The following is a 15,591-nucleotide window of genomic DNA, read 5'->3' on the forward strand; positions in this document are numbered from 1 at the left end:
ATAAAATAGTGGTATACTCAATAAAAATCAAAGAGCAAACTAGAAAGCTAGGCGCAGACAGTACTTTAGTACGGCAAGACGACGCTGACGTGGTTTGAATTTGATTTTTGAAGAGTATTAATAAAGATGTACAAGAAGTGATCACAATTTTGTATGAAAAACAAGGAGAGAAATTTATGAAAGTAGAACTACAGATTAGTGAAACTTACGAAGAGGAAAAGCTGATTGTTCAAGCACCTCAGCCGACAGATAAAGTCCAGAAAGTCATCGAGTTCGCAGAAAATCTTGACCAAAAAGAAACAATCAAAGGAAAGATTGATGATCAAGTCTATCTAGTTAAGGTTGGTAAGATACAACGCTTCTATATCGAGAATCGGAAGGTTCTTGCAGAAACGGCTAGCCAGACCTACAATATTGATTTACGGCTCTATCAAGTCCTTGAAATTCTGCCAACCAATTTTATCCAAATTTCCCAATCAGAAATCATCAATATCAACTCCATCTCTCATCTCAAGCTCACCCCCAACGGCCTAGTAGAAATTTTCTTGAAAAACGAAAGCTTCACCTACTCTTCACGCCGTTATCTAAAAACCATCAAGGAGAAATTAGAACTATGAAAAAACAAATCTTCCACGACGCAGCTACTGGTGTCCTCATCGGCCTCATCCTCTCTATCATCTTTTCACTCATTTATGCACCAAACACCTACGCCCCACTGAGTCCCGAGTCTCTGATCGGACAAGTGATGGTGCAACATCAGGTTCACGGTGCCTTGGTCTTGCTCTACTGCACACTTATTTGGGCAGCTATCGGTATTCTCTTCAACTTTGGTAAACGATTATTCAGCCGTGACTGGAGCTTGCTTCGTGCCACTCTGACTCATTTCTTCCTTATGCTGGCTGGCTTTGTCCCACTAGCAACTCTAGCAGGTTGGTTCCCCTTCCACTGGATTTTCTATCTCCAACTCATTATCGAGTTTGCGATTGTCTACCTCATCATTTGGACTATTTCCTATAAAAGAGCATCAAAAAAAGTAGACCATATCAATCAACTCTTGGAGCATAGAAAGTAAGAGCAATAATCCCACTCACAAATGCATGAGTGGGATTATTTTTATAGTTTCTGTTTTAACTCAACCAAAACATTCATAGCCTGCATAGGTGTCATGTTGTAAATGTCCAATTTAGCTAATTCTGCTAGGATAGGATGCTCTTCTGCCGTATCAAAGAGAGAAATCTGTTCTGTGACGGCACTTGTTTGTCTCATGGGAACAGGACTTTCTGTCCCTTGACTCTCTAGCTGAGTCAAAATCTTATCCGCCCTTACTAAAAGGTCTGCTGGCAAGCCAGCAATCTTTGCAACATGGATACCATAGGATTTATCAGCTGGACCTGGTTCAATCTTGTGAAGGAAGGTGACCTGCCCATCCTGCTCCAAAGTTGCCACGTGGACATTAACCAAGTGTTGTAAACTAGACTCCAGACTAGTCAACTCATGGTAGTGGGTCGCAAAGAGGGTCTTAGCTCCGATGTGTTCATGGATATATTCGATGATAGACTGAGCAAGAGCCATACCGTCATAAGTTGCAGTTCCACGTCCCAATTCATCAAAGAGAATGAGAGAGTTCTTGGTCGCATGCGAAATGGCATTGTTGGCCTCCATCATCTCCACCATAAAGGTTGATTGGCCTGAAACCAAATCATCGGCTGCTCCGATACGAGTAAAGATGGCATCAAAAATCGGTAAGTAGGCGCTCTCTGCAGGAACATAGGAACCCATCTGGGCCATAATCGCCGTCATGGCTAACTGACGCATATAGGTTGACTTCCCGCTCATGTTGGGCCCTGTAATCAACTGGATACTAGTATCCCCTCCCATTTGAATGGTATTTGGAATATAGGTCTGAGCTCCCATGACCTTTTCAACGACAGCATGGCGCCCTTTCTGGATATCAATCCGCGAATCATCTCCGAATTCAGGTCGAATCAAATGCTGGGTTTCAGCCACAACTGCTAGACTCTGTAAGACATCAACTGTCGCAATTCCTTGGGCTAGAGCTTGTAAACGTTGGATGTACTTGCTGACCTCTTCACGAATGCGCATAAAAATTTCATACTCTAGGTTAGCTGACTTCTCACGCGCCTCCAGCATATCTCCCTCGATACGGGCTAATTCTTCGGTTCCAAAGCGTTCCGAGTTTTTCAGCGTCGCCTTGCGGAAAAAGTGTGCTGGAACATTTCCCAGTTGCGAATTGGTCACATGGAAATAGTAGCCATCCTTTTTATTGTAGTCAATCTTGAGCGTACTGATACCAGAGTTTTCTCGCTCCTTTGCTTCAATCTCAGCAATCCAGCTAGTCCCTTCTCTGAGCACGCGACGGTACTTGTCTAAAGTCTCATCAAATCCAGTCCGGATAATGCCACCTTCTGTAATCACATGGGGAGCTTCAGGAGCAATCGCTGCGCTAATCAAACTCTCTAACTCAGGGATTCCATCCAGTTGTTCAATGAGATAGGCCAGAGCAGGTTGCTCCATTCCTTCTAAAATCGCACGAATCCGTGGCACACTAGACAAGGTGGTCGCCAACTGCAAGAGATCCTTGGGATTGGTTTTACCAAAAGAAACCCGACTAGCCAAGCGCTCAATGTCATAAACACCCTTGAGACTGTCTGTCAAATCACTGCGCTCAAAGAAATGGTCGAGAAAGACCTGCACCACCTCTTGACGTTGAATAATTCGTTCCTTATCAATCAAGGGACGATGAATCCAAGAACGCAAGAGGCGCATGCCCATAGCCGTCTTAGTTTCATCCAAAAGCCAAAAAAGACTTCCTTGCTTCTTGCCCGAACGAGCATTCTCAACCAAATCCAGACTAGCCTTGGTCGCATAATCCATCTGCAAGAAATCTTTGATTTCATAGCGTATAACAGGCTTGAGGTGGTTCAATTCCCTCATCTGGGTTCGATGGACATACTGGAGCAGTTTACTAGATGCCGCTTGCTCCACAGATGCCAATCGTGAATCCAGTAAATGAAGGTTTTCAAAACCTTCTTTTTCATGGGAAAGTACCAGATTCATCTGACGACTAAGGATTTGTTCTTCTTCCTCAGACAAGTCATAACCCAGCACCACTTCGCGCGCCTTGAGATTGCGGATTTCCCCACAAACCAGTGTGAAATCCAAAAGACCTGTCACATAAAAATCACCCGTCACCAGGTCCATATAAGCTAGGCCAAATTGATTGCCATCACGGTCTATGGCAACCAAGAAATTATTCTGACTGTCCGGCTTACTGCTATCGACCACTGTCCCTGGCGTAATGACCTGAACAACCTCTCGTTTCACAACCCCAACTGCTTGTTTCGGATCTTCCATCTGCTCTGCGATAGCTACCTTATAGCCCTGCTCAATCAAGACATCAATGTACTGTTGGGCAGAATGATAGGGGACACCCGCCATAGGAATCGGATTGTCCGCATTCTTGTTGCGACTCGTTAAGGAAATTTCCAGAATCTGCGCAGCATTGACCGCATCCTCATAAAATAATTCATAAAAATCACCCATCCGAAAGAGCAAAAAAGCATCTGGATATTGCTTTTTAATATCCACATACTGTTGCATGCCGGGTGATAGCTTTTCTGTCGTCATTGTCCGTCTCTCCTTGTCAAAAATAAGTCTTGAGAGCAACTCCCAAGACCTTACTTATCTTTCATCAAATCTAGCAAACGATCTTCCATGAGTTTGGCAACGTGCTGGTCCCGACAAATGACCAATAAGGTATTGGCACCAGCAACTGTTCCTAAAATCCATTCATCCTTGTTTGCATCTACAATATTTGCCAAAACAGAGGCTTCTCCCAATTTGGTATGAAGCACCAAGGTAAACTCTGCTCTTGCAACACCTTCTAAATGATGAGACAAAAATTCCTCCAAATCAATCTTTTCTGTCTCATTTGCTAGTACATAATACACCATATCATTTTTCTTGACCTTGGTCAAGCCGATTTCGCGCAAATCACGAGACAAGGTTGTCTGCGTCACAAAGACATTGTGTGCCTCCAACCGATCTTGAATTTCTTTTTGTGTACTTAATTTCTCCTCAGTAATCATTTTTTTTATTAACTGATGACGATCTCTTTTTCTCATAAAATCCTCTTATATGCATATTTATAACTAATTTTATAACTATATTATACCAAAAAAACAGGAGATTTCAAAAATTTTTTCTTCTTTCTTTAAAATTGTGATAAAATAGTAGAAAAGTCCAAAAAGGAGCTCTTAATGAATACAAAAGAATTGATTGCTAGCGAGTTGGCTAGCGTCATTGATAGCCTGGACCAAGAGGCTATTTTAAATTTACTGGAAACCCCTAAAAACTCAGAAATGGGAGACATCGCTTTCCCTGCTTTTTCTCTTGCAAAAGTCGAACGTAAAGCACCTCAAATGATTGCTGCTGAACTGGCTGAAAAAATTAACAGCCAAGCCTTTGAAAAGGTTGTCGCAACAGGACCTTACGTCAATTTTTTCCTTGATAAATCTGCCATTTCTGCTCAAGTATTGCAAGCTGTTATCACTGAAAAAGAACACTATGCTGACCAAAATATTGGTAAACAAGAAAATGTTGTTATCGATATGTCTAGTCCCAATATCGCTAAACCATTTTCTATTGGTCACCTGCGCTCAACTGTTATCGGAGATAGCTTGTCACATATTTTCCAAAAAATCGGTTATCAAACAGTCAAGGTCAACCACTTGGGAGACTGGGGTAAACAGTTTGGGATGTTGATTGTTGCCTATAAAAAATGGGGCGACGAAGAAGCTGTAAAAGCTCATCCAATTGATGAACTCCTTAAACTCTATGTCCGCATCAATGCTGAGGCTGAAAATGACCCTAGCTTGGATGAAGAAGCACGCGAATGGTTCCGTAAACTTGAAAATGGAGACGAGGAAGCTCTCGCACTTTGGCAATGGTTCCGTGATGAAAGTTTGGTGGAATTTAACCGCCTATACAATGAATTGCAAGTCGAATTTGACAGCTACAATGGAGAAGCCTTCTACAACGATAAGATGGATGCAGTTGTAGACATTCTTTCTGAAAAAGGCCTTCTTGTTGAGTCAGAAGGTGCCCAAGTTGTGAATCTTGAGAAATATGGAATTGAACATCCAGCCCTTATCAAGAAATCGGATGGTGCAACTCTCTATATCACACGTGACTTGGCTGCAGCCCTTTACCGTAAAAATGAATACCAATTTGCCAAATCTATCTACGTCGTTGGTCAAGAGCAATCTGCCCACTTTAAACAGCTCAAAGCTGTCTTGCAAGAAATGGGCTACGACTGGAGTGACGACATTACTCACGTTCCTTTTGGTTTGGTTACAAAAGAAGGGAAAAAACTCTCTACTCGTAAAGGGAATGTCATCTTGCTAGAGCCTACTGTTGCAGAGGCTGTTAGTCGTGCCAAGGCCCAAATCGAAGCTAAAAATCCTGAACTTGAAAACAAAGACCAGGTAGCGCATGCTGTTGGGGTTGGAGCCATTAAATTCTATGACCTTAAGACCGACCGTACAAATGGATACGACTTCGACCTAGAGGCTATGGTATCCTTCGAGGGTGAAACTGGACCTTACGTTCAATACGCCTACGCCCGTATCCAATCGATCTTACGTAAAGCAGACTTCAAACCAGAAACAGCTAGCAACTATAGCTTGAATGATGCTGAAAGTTGGGAAATCATCAAACTCATCCAAGACTTCCCACGTATTATCAACCGTGCGGCGGATAACTTTGAACCTTCTATCATTGCTAAATTTGCAATTAGCCTGGCTCAAGCCTTTAACAAATACTATGCACATACACGTATCCTAGACGAAAATCCTGAGCGCGACAGCCGTCTAGCCCTCAGCTACGCAACCGCAGTCGTTCTCAAAGAAGCCCTTCGCTTGCTTGGAGTAGATGCGCCAGAGAAGATGTGATTCAGTTCTAACAATTGGAACTAAAGTTCCTAATTGTTAGACGCTAGCCGCTTATATGCGGACTAGCTAACTGCTTCACTAGTAAAGAAACATAAATATTATCGATTTATGTTTCTTTACGTCGTAACCAGAGACACTTGCATAAACACTTCACTAATTCACCTAACCAAATAATATCGATTTGGTTAGGCTCATGTCGTAATCTTTTAATCACTTTATTATAAAGTAGTCTAAGTAACGAATGCCAAATCCTATCAGGTATTTGGCTAACTGCTTCACTAGTCATATTCTCTAAATATAATCGATTTAGAGAACATGACGTCGTAACTATGGTGATTTGGTTAGGCGCCTCACTAATTCAATCTACTCACTACTACTTCTTTATCATACAGGGAGATATTCTATGAGCCAATATGCTTATATCCTCGTTGTGATTAGCTTGGTTTTCCTTTTTCTGCTTAATAAGTACGAGAAGGAGAGACTGCAAAAACTCTACCAAGAACAACTTTTGAAGGATGAAACATTTAGGTCTGACATCAAAGAGAAAATTCACACGACTGAAAATATCAATGATGTCATTGCTTACATCAATAAAACTTATCATCTAGGAATGTTGCTATCAAAAGACATTACAGATCAATTGAAATAATCAAAAACCGAAAAGAAAGCTTCTCGGTTTTTTTAGGGCATAATTTTTATCTTCCAACTATAGCAAATAACATTTATATTAAAAATTTTATAGGTAATTTTCATCTCTGCTATAGAGGGGGATATAATAAGTTCTTTCTTCTAATGATTGAAAGATTGGTTTCAGCTTAACTTTCCAACTCATACAAATCTGCGATAATCGCTGCGACACGTTTGATATCTCCCAGCATACCTCGCATTTCAAAATCAGCCAATACAGGGAAGCCAAAACGTTGACTATATTGCTTGGCTGTCAGGCAGTATTGGTTATTAAAGTTACGATTTCCTGAACCAACCACACCAAAACACTTACTAGCATTGTCACCATAGGCGATAAAATCTCCCACTGGTGTCGTCAAAATCTCGACATCTCCGTTATCCACGCCATTCCCACCTTCTAGGTAAGTCGGCAAAAAAGCAACATAGGGATGGTCCATTTCATAGAAATCTTGGCCTTCTTTGACCAAATCCTTGATATGAATCTTTTGAACCTCAATTCCCTCGTACTGGGACAAGAGATAGTCTTTCAAGCGCGTCACAAAACTCTCCGTATTTCCGCTCAGACTGATGTAGACCAAGGAAACTTTTTTCATGTTCTCCTCCTTTTTTTAAATCATAAAAAATAACTACCAAGATTGTATCTTGATAGTTATGCTTTGTCAACTCTTAGGCAAGTTCTTCCTCTTCTTGAGTTTCTGTCAATTCTTTTTGCTGACGCCACATTTTATAGAAGACGATTGCTAGGAAGATAACATTGAGTACGATCCCAAAAATAGCAGAACCTTTGGCACCAAGCTCCGCTCCCATACGGATGTTAGGGTCTGTAAAAAGTAAAACCGCATCCTGAACGCCGATAAAGTTGTAGATAGAACCAACGATGGCAACGAAGACATAAGCAAGATAAGTGTAGTTAGCCAATTGGATGTTTTTACGAACAAGGAAAACCAAAGACACAACCACCAGAATAACAGATAAGACAACCAAGAGAATGTTGAAGATAGAATGACCATGCTCCGATACCTTAATGGTGTAAGCAACGAGCTCCTTAGCATAAGTAGCATTAACACCTGATGCTGATGTTTCTAGATTGTTCATAGCCTCCGCAGTAGGTACTGGAGATATGATTCCAAATAGTGACATTGCTGAGAGTAAGGCTGAAAAAATCAGTAATACCCATAGATAAATCGGTTTCTTTTTCATGATAGAACCTCCTGATATTATTATTGATATTATAGCACTTTTTGTAAAGGGATACAAATATTATAGTGTAGTTTCTACCTGTTTTCGGTAGGCTTTTGGCGATTTTCCGCACAATTTTCGGAACACTTTATAGAAATATCCAACATTACTGTAACCAACAGCATAACAAATATCTTCGATACTGTCACTGGTTGAAAGTAAAAGTTGCTGAGCAGCCTTAATGCGTTGTTTGTTTAAAAGCTCTGCGAAGGTCGAATTGGTTTCTCGCTTAATCAACTGCCCCAGATAGACAGGATTGATAAAGAGATCCTTACTGATATCCTTGAGAGAAAGTTCTTTCTGATAATCACGCCCAATGACTTCTAGCACACTAACCACATTTTCATTCATACGATATTGCCCAAAGAATCGAGTCAGAGTTTCCTTGATATAAGGAACCAATTCATCGAAGGTTTGAATAGCATGAATCGTTTTGACAATATCCGTCAAATCATCAGCCTTTAGATGTTCAAACAAATGAAAGACATCCATGACAAACTGGATAAAAAGCTGTTTGGTAATCGGAACACGCGGCGTATTTTCAAGAACCACCTTCTCCAAGAGATTTAACTCTTCTACGATTTGATTGAGATTCCCCTGAATGATAACCCTATAAATCGGTTCGTAGTAGGCAAAGAGACTCTCAGACCGTTGTAGATTTACAGAGCCGTAAAAGAGGGCTTTCTCAGCATTCAGCTTCCAGCGTTCAAAGTGTTCTTGATAGGGAGCTTCAAAGGGAGTAACGACTAAACCATCTAGGGGTTGGTCAGAAATGAAAATCTGCCAGTCTTGACCCAAGACATAGTAGGGAATGGTGAAAGAGCCTTGTTTTTCCTTGGATAGGCCTATCCACCAATTCTCCTTACCTCCTAGATAACTAACAAATCCAGCCTCGTCTAAATCTTGACTGAGGATCTGACTTTCCTTTCCTCTCTCGCCGAGCTGACCTGCAATCTTCTCCAGCAGATTTCCCAACTCTACCTTATCAACAGGTTTGACCAGATAGTCCACCACACTAAGGTTCATTGCTCTTTTTACATAATCAAACTCCTGATAACCTGAGAGCAGGATATAGGCAGCATCTGGTAAGATTTCTTTCATCTCCCGAATCATATCAAGCCCTGTTTTGTCGGGCATATTGACATCGGAAATGACTACATCGACGGGATTTTTCTGAACATATTCTAGGGCTTCATCGGCATGACTGGCTGTTGCGACGACCTCCATATCCCACTTATCAAAAGGAATCAAACGTTTCAGACCTTCTGTCACCATGTACTCATCATCTACTAATAATACTTTATACATTTTCTCCCTTTCTACTCATCTTGAATTGTAATACGATACTGAACACCTGCTCGCTCCGCAGACTCTATAGTAATGGCATAGCGATCCCCAAAATAGAGCACAAAACGCTCATGGACATTGACAATCCCGATAGACTGCTTTTGTTCACTATAACTGGCTTGGTGTTCAAAATGTCTCTGACTTAACTTTTCTCGGATATCGACCAGCTTTTCAGTCGACATTCCACGGCCATTATCTACCACCAAAATTTCTACAAAACCATCCTGTTTAAGCGCCTTGATGCTAATCACATTATCTGTCCGTCTGTGGTCAACACCATGCGCGAAATAATTTTCTACCAGCGGTTGCAAGGTAAACTTAGGAATCTTCATATTCTCTAACTCTGGATCTATCTTGAAACCATAGGCAATGGACTTGGGATAGCGAACCATGCAGAGATAGCTATATTTCCGACAAAATTCTAATTCCTGTTTGAGAAGAGTCTCTCTTTCGTCAGAAATATTGTTACGCAACAGACTACTGAACTCATAAATGATATCTGCCAACTCATCTTGACTCTGCATAACTGCGTACATACGCAAAAACTCCAGCGTATTGTACATGAAGTGAGGGTTGATTTGAGCCTGTAAGGCTCGCATATTGGCATCTTTTTGACTAAGCTCTAGCTGATAAATATCATGGATATTCTTTTCCAAACGATCCAACATATCATTGGTCGTCTCCGCGATTAGGAGCAATTCCTGATCCTTTTCAAGCGTATCGATGCGAAGACCTTCTTCCCCTTGAGCAATAGCTTGAATAGAATCCACCAAATCCACTACCTGCTTTTGGTAGTTCGCAAAGGTCTTCCTCAAAGTCAGATAGAGAATGACAATAAAGAGAAGGCTCAAGCCCACAATCAAAGCAGAGCTGGTCACCGTTCCTTGTAAAACAAAGTTTTTAGGAACTGCTACCTGAACCTGATAGCCATGAGAGGTAAAACCGACAAACCAGTTCTCATGTTCCCTATCGACCCTCTCACCAATATGAAAAATCTCCGTATCAAATGGTGATGTCACAGTAACAGCCATCGGAATATGACCTCGGGTATTGTCAATGGCATGATATAAAACTTCTGGATCCAAGGAGATGTAAATCACTCCTATAGATTGATCCGTTGCTGGGTCCAGAACTGGAATTCCAAAACTATTGGCCTCTGGTTTAAAGGCCTCAGCAGGCAAGATATGACCACTTCTTTTATCCCTTGTTGAAACATAAACTTCTTTAAAGTCCTGCAAGACGATTGCAACACCCGTTATATAGTCATTTTGGACATAAAGATCATCAATATTTTCATACAGAGAAATAGAAGTTGACGAAGCTGCTTGATGCTCCAACAGCCAATAAAAATACTCAGAAGTTGACAAGCTAAAGTACTTATAAACCCCTTGTATACGGTCTTGATTGGCTACTAAATCTTGCGCTAGCTGGGCTGACTCGCGATAATAATATTCCACCTCTTCGACTGTTCGAGTGGTTACACGCTGGGCTACTCTTTGAGCTTCCTTTTCCCGTGAATCCCAGTCAGCGTAAGAGAGTAAGATTGCAAAACTCGCAATAATAATCATCATCACTGAACTGTAGGTTCTTAGAAGCGTATGTAGCCAAAACTGCTTCATTCTATTTTGTCGCCAATTTTTCATGGATACTTTCATAGACCGGTTCCAACATATCACTGATAAAGAAATGCCACATCCCAATTCCTACAAAGAAAAGTAGGGCAGGCATATAGTAACCAATTGCCACAAGTAGCACAGTTCCAAGGAGAACCTTGGCCACAGCCGCTAAGCTCATAAAGATGCCAATCAAGGATAGTTTGAGACTATTTCGATAAGACAAGTCAAAATAAACTTGTAGTTTCAAAGATACTGTATAAGCCAAAAAGATCAGGGCAACTACTAAGACATTCAAAAAGGTCGCAATCAAATGAATAATAGTCTGATGAGGCAATTGAACCAAGAGATACAGGCCATAGACCAAAACTAGATCCACCCCTAAAAAGCTATAGAAAATCAGATTGCTTGAGACGAAATTTTGCTTATAAAGAGACCACGCCTCCTTCAAACTGTATTCCCGAAAGCTGTAACCATGTTCTGCATATAGGCTCATCAAGGTGGCACTAGCCGGCGCTAGACCAAGGATAATCCCTCCTACCAAGGTTAATAGCCAAAAGAAGGCTGTCGCAATCATCCCTAAAAAGAAACGATTAAAGACAAAGTCTAAAAATCTACCCATGATATCCCCCTAAAAATAACTATGAAACTATTATATCATATTTCAAGCGTTTTCAAAAACTTCTAGTATCCATTTACAATCCCATAAAACCGTGGTACAATGAGAATTGTGAAAAAATTATCAGGAGACAATTCATGAAAAAATCTATCTTAACTACACTGCTTTTTGCAGTTCTTTACTTCCTCTGCATGGGGATTGGTGTCCTTTTGGGCAATTTCTTTGACCAAGCTGGAAACATGTTTTATGCGCCTGCCTTTACTGCCCTTTTCGGCGGTAGCGTCTATATGATCCTAGTCGCAAAAGTTCCGCGCTTTGGAGCCATTACCACTATCGGCCTTGTCATTGCCCTCTTTTTCTTGGGAACTAAACACGGTGCCGGTGCCTTCCTTCCTGGAATTATCTGTGGTCTCCTAGCAGATGCAGTAGCTAACCTCGGAAAATACAAGGACCAAACTAAGAATTTCCTTTCTTTCATACTCTTTGCCTTTAGCACATCAGGACCAATTCTAATCATGTGGATTGCACCCAAAGCCTATATGGCTACCCTCCTAGCAAGAGGAAAATCCCAAGAATATATCGACCGTATCATGGTCGCGCCAAATCCTGGAACCGTCCTTCTATTTATCGCAAGTATTGTCATCGGAGCCCTAATGGGTGCCTTGATTGGACAAGCCTTGAGTAAAAAATTGGCGCAGAAAATCTGATAAATAAAAAAGAGCCACACGGCTCTTTTTATTTATGGCTCAATTTTTTGGTCAAGAAATCTCCCAAAAATTGGATTGCAAAGATAATCAAAATGATAATGATGGTTGCCAAGATGGTCACATCATGATTGTAGCGGTTAAATCCATAAGCGATGGCCACGTTACCGATACCACCAGCTCCAACCGCACCGGCCATGGCTGTTTCCCCAACAAGGGAAATCAAGGTCACAGTCGTCACACGGATCAAATCCGGAAGACCTTCTAGTAAGCTTGAGCTTCCTAGGTTAAAATTTTTTACCCGAAAAACTTCTTTTTTCTAGTGATAAAATCAACCCTATCACACTCACTACCAAAAACACCCACCAACAAAGGCTGATATCTTGCAAAGCTAAGAAGGAAAATACAGACATCCCCAAGGGTAATGTTAGGGAAAAAATCATACTCAAGAGATTATTACTTCGAGCTAATACATCCGCACTCAAATTAGACAATAACAGAGTATCTAATTTAGGCATTGATTTCGACATCAAATACATCACAAAGGCTAAGCAAACAACACCTACTAGAGGAGAAAAATCTAAAATATTAGCAGTAGCAAGTAATACAAACAGAATTGCATTGAGCGATAGCAAACTTGAAAACGACAATTTCCCAAAATAATCATGGGGAGTTAGGCTACCAAGAATAGCTCCTCCTAAGCTAACACATTCAATTAAAAATAGGGCTTGAGCATAGCTGAGATGATAGATAGTATGGTCTAATAAGTAAAAGTGGTAAATACCTCCAACAGCTCCTCCCAAAGTATTCATCACCAAAATGACAAGAATCATTTTAAACAATGATTTACTTTCTCTCTGCCTAAAGATATCATCCATGTCCGCATAGATTGCCTTAACTTGTTGGAGTAAACTAATCGACTTATCCTCTACACTTACAGACAAATACGTCAATTCTCTTCTATTTTTGAACAAAATAAGAGAAGATAGTAAAAAGAAGCCAGCGTTCACAATTGCAACAAAAGAAAAATTTTGATGACTGGTTGTGAGTAACCATACTCCTAAGGCTTGACCTCCTAGATTTGATAAATAGGAAACAAACTGAGTAAAGGAATAAGCTTCATAGAGCCTATCTTCCGAAATATTATGCTGGATAATCGGCATACGAAGGCCTGCTGTATAATCCGATAAAATATCCGAACAGATGTTAACCATACAGATAAAAGCAAACGTTACGAAGTTCTGGTCATGAATCACACTAGCAATCAAAAGAAATAGTAGACTTTGCACACAACCAACCCAGATAATTGTCCCTGCTTTATTCCGAGTATGATCAGCCTTAATCCCAACATAAAAAGTAAATAGGAAAGGTAAAATCGTAATCATATTCGCCATAAATACAGCTATATTTTTAAAGGGTAGACTCGCAGCATAAACGATAAATACCAGATTATAAATATAAGCTCCACTTGAGCTCAAAAACCTTGATAAGGTCAGTATTCTAAATAAATGATGTCTTAAGAATAGTTTCATAACAGGCCTTTCTCACATTTCAAAGAGTATTCTATTGAATTCAGTCTAACAAAAAAAGCGGGACTCCCCACTTTTTTGTAATATATTTTTTCTGAAAATAGGAACTCTAGCTCCTAGATACTGCTATTTATCACTCCATCTACAAACCCATTTATTTTTCATCAGTCGATGTAATTGGAATATATTACAAATCTTTATTCGAGAGCTGACTTGCAAAATAGTTTTCATAGTATCTTGCACCATCTACATACTCTAAATCTTGTAAGATTGTAATGCCTCTTTGGATTTTTTCAAGCCCCTTATTTTCTACTTTAAAAATAGTATCATAATACCCTTTAGCAATCATATAAATGATTTTAAGATAAGCTTCAGATTCTGGTAAATCGCGGTTTTCAACCTGAAAGGTAAAATAGTCTGCTTTTAATTTATCCTTTTCCTCTATCGCTTTAAAGAGTCCATTAATTAAAATGGTATCAATAGCGACTTTGTTACTAGGTAAAGAGCCTAATAAATCCGTCTTTTGCAACATCTCCCTAGAATATTTAAAATAGAGGGGCAGAGGGAACAAAGTAGAAATCGTTGAAAATAGTTCTAATTCATAATTTCCCCAGATATCAATAGTAAAAAAATAGTCATAGAGAAAAGTCAGTTCTTCATCCGTTGCTCGTATTTCTGAATCAAAAAACACAAGAAGGCTTTTGATACGAATCATTTGTAAAAGATAGCTTGTTTTAGCACTTGATCTGTACTTTTTAGTCGTCTCTTCATACAAGGATTGGAGAGAATCAATCCCTTCTCTGTCATATAGTTCCCAGAGATTTTCTTGAAAAGCCAAAATCTGTTTCTGAGAAAAACCACGTACCAAGTACATAAATTCATTCAAGTCAGAGTGGATGTTATCTAAGGCAGTAATCAATTTCATAGAGGATAAATCTGCTTCTCCACGCTCAAATTTGCTCAGCATGGAATAAGTAAACTCTCCTCCCGTCGCCTCCTGGAGAGATATATTCCGACTCTTTCTCAATTCTTTAAAAACTTCTCCCAGATTTTGCATATTGACTCCCCACAATTCTTAACTCTCTTACTCTTAAAAGTAACGGTTGATAGCAACTAGTACAGAGAATTTTAAGTCTTGACTATAACGACAACTCCTATGAATTGATGTACAGATGGCCTAGCTCTTTTTTATTTATGGCTCAATTTCTTAGTCAAGAAATCTCCCAAGAATTGGATTGCAAAGATAATCAAAATGATAATAATGGTTGCCAAGATAGTCACATCGTGATTGTAGCGGTTAAATCCATAAGCAATGGCTACATTACCGATACCGCCAGCTCCAACCGCACCGGCCATGGCTGTTTCCCCAACAAGTGAAATCAAGGTCACAGTTGTCACACGAATCAAATCTGGAAGACCTTCTGATAGGTAAACACCAACGATATCCCAGAATGTCGCTCCACTCGCTTGAGCCGCCTCAATGACACCACCATCTAGCTCAGCCAAGACAACCTGCACCTGACGGGCAAAGAAGGCAAAGACCGCAAAAGATAGCGGTACGATAGCCGCATTTGGACCAATGCTTGTCCCTACGATTAGATGGGAGAAGGGTGACAAGACTGCCAAGAGGATGATAAAGGGAACCGCACGGAAAATAGAGGTAATCTTATCCAAAATCCAGAAAACGACTTTATTTTCCAAGACACCACCTGGCGCTGTCAAGACAAGGAAGAGACCTGCAACTAGCCCCAAGAAACCTCCGATGATGAAGGAAAGAACTGTCATATAGAGGGTTAGGTAGATGGCTGTTCCCCAGCCTGCTTGACCAGCCCAGCCCATTTTATAAACATTTGGCAAATAGGTTTGAATCAATGATTCCAT

15 protein-coding genes and 1 pseudogene are annotated in these 15,591 nt (G+C 40.4%); 5 read left to right on the forward strand and 11 right to left on the reverse strand.

Translation table 11 applies throughout. The features are described from left to right. Positions 1-176: 176 nt before the first annotated feature. On the forward strand, positions 177-617 hold the full coding sequence (locus O3616_RS01025) for a LytTR family DNA-binding domain-containing protein (protein ID WP_371637851.1): 441 nt from the start codon (positions 177-179) through the stop codon (positions 615-617). Next, a complete protein-coding gene (locus tag O3616_RS01030; protein WP_125386333.1) occupies positions 614-1,072 on the forward strand; it encodes a DUF3021 domain-containing protein in 459 nt (152 codons plus the stop codon). Before O3616_RS01025 ends, O3616_RS01030 begins: the two co-directional genes overlap by 4 nt. A gap of 41 nt (positions 1,073-1,113) precedes the next feature. Here the strand turns inward: O3616_RS01030 and mutS are convergent, their stop codons facing one another. Together mutS and argR are read right to left on the reverse strand one after the other, a co-directional pair. Further along, complete coding sequence (gene mutS, locus O3616_RS01035) at positions 1,114-3,648, reverse strand: DNA mismatch repair protein MutS (RefSeq protein ID WP_125386332.1); 2,535 nt, start codon at positions 3,646-3,648, stop codon at positions 1,114-1,116. A gap of 50 nt (positions 3,649-3,698) precedes the next feature. Beyond that, positions 3,699-4,145: an arginine repressor gene (argR, locus tag O3616_RS01040; protein WP_371637852.1), complete on the reverse strand. Its 447-nt coding sequence runs from the start codon at positions 4,143-4,145 to the stop codon at positions 3,699-3,701. 135 nt (positions 4,146-4,280) lie between these two features. On the opposite strand from argR, the gene argS reads away from it, so the two are divergent. Both argS and O3616_RS01050 read left to right on the forward strand, forming a co-directional pair. Next, positions 4,281-5,972 carry an arginine--tRNA ligase gene (gene argS / locus O3616_RS01045; RefSeq protein WP_371637853.1) on the forward strand — a complete coding sequence of 564 codons (1,692 nt, stop codon included), beginning with the start codon at positions 4,281-4,283 and terminating at the stop codon, positions 5,970-5,972. 403 nt (positions 5,973-6,375) lie between these two features. After that, positions 6,376-6,621 (forward strand): hypothetical protein, encoded by a 246-nt coding sequence (locus O3616_RS01050; protein WP_042751768.1) that lies wholly within the window; start codon positions 6,376-6,378, stop codon positions 6,619-6,621. Between the two features lie 166 nt (positions 6,622-6,787). On the opposite strand, the gene nrdI is transcribed toward O3616_RS01050, so the two are convergent. The 5 genes from nrdI to O3616_RS01075 form a co-directional block, all read right to left on the reverse strand. Then, positions 6,788-7,252: a class Ib ribonucleoside-diphosphate reductase assembly flavoprotein NrdI gene (gene nrdI / locus O3616_RS01055; protein WP_020901834.1), complete on the reverse strand. Its 465-nt coding sequence runs from the start codon at positions 7,250-7,252 to the stop codon at positions 6,788-6,790. Between the two features lie 73 nt (positions 7,253-7,325). After that, the gene (locus O3616_RS01060; RefSeq protein ID WP_049493894.1) at positions 7,326-7,859 is read right to left on the reverse strand and encodes a hypothetical protein; all 534 of its coding nucleotides are present in this window, start codon (positions 7,857-7,859) and stop codon (positions 7,326-7,328) included. Positions 7,860-7,919: 60 nt separating this feature from the next. After that, positions 7,920-9,206 (reverse strand): response regulator, encoded by a 1,287-nt coding sequence (locus tag O3616_RS01065; protein WP_371637854.1) that lies wholly within the window; start codon positions 9,204-9,206, stop codon positions 7,920-7,922. An 11-nt stretch (positions 9,207-9,217) separates the two neighbouring features. Further along, the gene (locus tag O3616_RS01070; RefSeq protein WP_371637855.1) at positions 9,218-10,888 is read right to left on the reverse strand and encodes a sensor histidine kinase; all 1,671 of its coding nucleotides are present in this window, start codon (positions 10,886-10,888) and stop codon (positions 9,218-9,220) included. Next, positions 10,866-11,480: a YesL family protein gene (locus O3616_RS01075; RefSeq protein ID WP_045605177.1), complete on the reverse strand. Its 615-nt coding sequence runs from the start codon at positions 11,478-11,480 to the stop codon at positions 10,866-10,868. Before O3616_RS01075 ends, O3616_RS01070 begins: the two co-directional genes overlap by 23 nt. Positions 11,481-11,614: 134 nt before the next feature. Between O3616_RS01075 and O3616_RS01080 the strand changes: the two genes are divergently transcribed. Beyond that, a complete protein-coding gene (locus tag O3616_RS01080; RefSeq protein ID WP_033685599.1) occupies positions 11,615-12,184 on the forward strand; it encodes an MptD family putative ECF transporter S component in 570 nt (189 codons plus the stop codon). A gap of 28 nt (positions 12,185-12,212) precedes the next feature. On the opposite strand, the pseudogene O3616_RS01085 reads toward O3616_RS01080, so the two are convergent. The 4 genes and pseudogenes from O3616_RS01085 to O3616_RS01100 all read right to left on the reverse strand — a co-directional run. After that, positions 12,213-12,452, reverse strand: a pseudogene (locus O3616_RS01085) (ABC transporter permease); the annotation flags it as partial. A 16-nt stretch (positions 12,453-12,468) separates the two neighbouring features. Next, complete coding sequence (locus O3616_RS01090; protein ID WP_371637856.1) at positions 12,469-13,713, reverse strand: transporter; 1,245 nt, start codon at positions 13,711-13,713, stop codon at positions 12,469-12,471. Between the two features lie 184 nt (positions 13,714-13,897). Further along, on the reverse strand, positions 13,898-14,767 hold the full coding sequence (locus O3616_RS01095; RefSeq protein ID WP_049488547.1) for a helix-turn-helix domain-containing protein: 870 nt from the start codon (positions 14,765-14,767) through the stop codon (positions 13,898-13,900). A gap of 131 nt (positions 14,768-14,898) precedes the next feature. Continuing rightward, positions 14,899-15,591 carry a methionine ABC transporter permease gene (locus O3616_RS01100; protein WP_000444647.1) on the reverse strand — a complete coding sequence of 231 codons (693 nt, stop codon included), beginning with the start codon at positions 15,589-15,591 and terminating at the stop codon, positions 14,899-14,901.

The sequence above is a fragment of the Streptococcus sp. 27098_8_86 genome (assembly GCF_041432595.1).
Taxonomy (GTDB): domain Bacteria; phylum Bacillota; class Bacilli; order Lactobacillales; family Streptococcaceae; genus Streptococcus; species Streptococcus pneumoniae_F.

What these genes read in the sequence shown, in the direction of transcription:
- O3616_RS01025 (WP_371637851.1), top strand. Translation starts at nt 177, where the DNA reads ATGAAAGTAGAACTACAGATTAGTGAAACTTACGAAGAGGAAAAGCTG.
- O3616_RS01030 (WP_125386333.1), top strand. Translation starts at nt 614, where the DNA reads ATGAAAAAACAAATCTTCCACGACGCAGCTACTGGTGTCCTCATCGGC.
- mutS (WP_125386332.1), bottom strand. Translation starts at nt 3,648, where the DNA reads ATGACGACAGAAAAGCTATCACCCGGCATGCAACAGTATGTGGATATT.
- argR (WP_371637852.1), bottom strand. Translation starts at nt 4,145, where the DNA reads ATGAGAAAAAGAGATCGTCATCAGTTAATAAAAAAAATGATTACTGAG.
- argS (WP_371637853.1), top strand. Translation starts at nt 4,281, where the DNA reads ATGAATACAAAAGAATTGATTGCTAGCGAGTTGGCTAGCGTCATTGAT.
- O3616_RS01050 (WP_042751768.1), top strand. Translation starts at nt 6,376, where the DNA reads ATGAGCCAATATGCTTATATCCTCGTTGTGATTAGCTTGGTTTTCCTT.
- nrdI (WP_020901834.1), bottom strand. Translation starts at nt 7,252, where the DNA reads ATGAAAAAAGTTTCCTTGGTCTACATCAGTCTGAGCGGAAATACGGAG.
- O3616_RS01060 (WP_049493894.1), bottom strand. Translation starts at nt 7,859, where the DNA reads ATGAAAAAGAAACCGATTTATCTATGGGTATTACTGATTTTTTCAGCC.
- O3616_RS01065 (WP_371637854.1), bottom strand. Translation starts at nt 9,206, where the DNA reads ATGTATAAAGTATTATTAGTAGATGATGAGTACATGGTGACAGAAGGT.
- O3616_RS01070 (WP_371637855.1), bottom strand. Translation starts at nt 10,888, where the DNA reads ATGAAAAATTGGCGACAAAATAGAATGAAGCAGTTTTGGCTACATACG.
- O3616_RS01075 (WP_045605177.1), bottom strand. Translation starts at nt 11,480, where the DNA reads ATGGGTAGATTTTTAGACTTTGTCTTTAATCGTTTCTTTTTAGGGATG.
- O3616_RS01080 (WP_033685599.1), top strand. Translation starts at nt 11,615, where the DNA reads ATGAAAAAATCTATCTTAACTACACTGCTTTTTGCAGTTCTTTACTTC.
- O3616_RS01090 (WP_371637856.1), bottom strand. Translation starts at nt 13,713, where the DNA reads ATGAAACTATTCTTAAGACATCATTTATTTAGAATACTGACCTTATCA.
- O3616_RS01095 (WP_049488547.1), bottom strand. Translation starts at nt 14,767, where the DNA reads ATGCAAAATCTGGGAGAAGTTTTTAAAGAATTGAGAAAGAGTCGGAAT.
- O3616_RS01100 (WP_000444647.1), bottom strand. Translation starts at nt 15,591, where the DNA reads ATGGAATCATTGATTCAAACCTATTTGCCAAATGTTTATAAAATGGGC.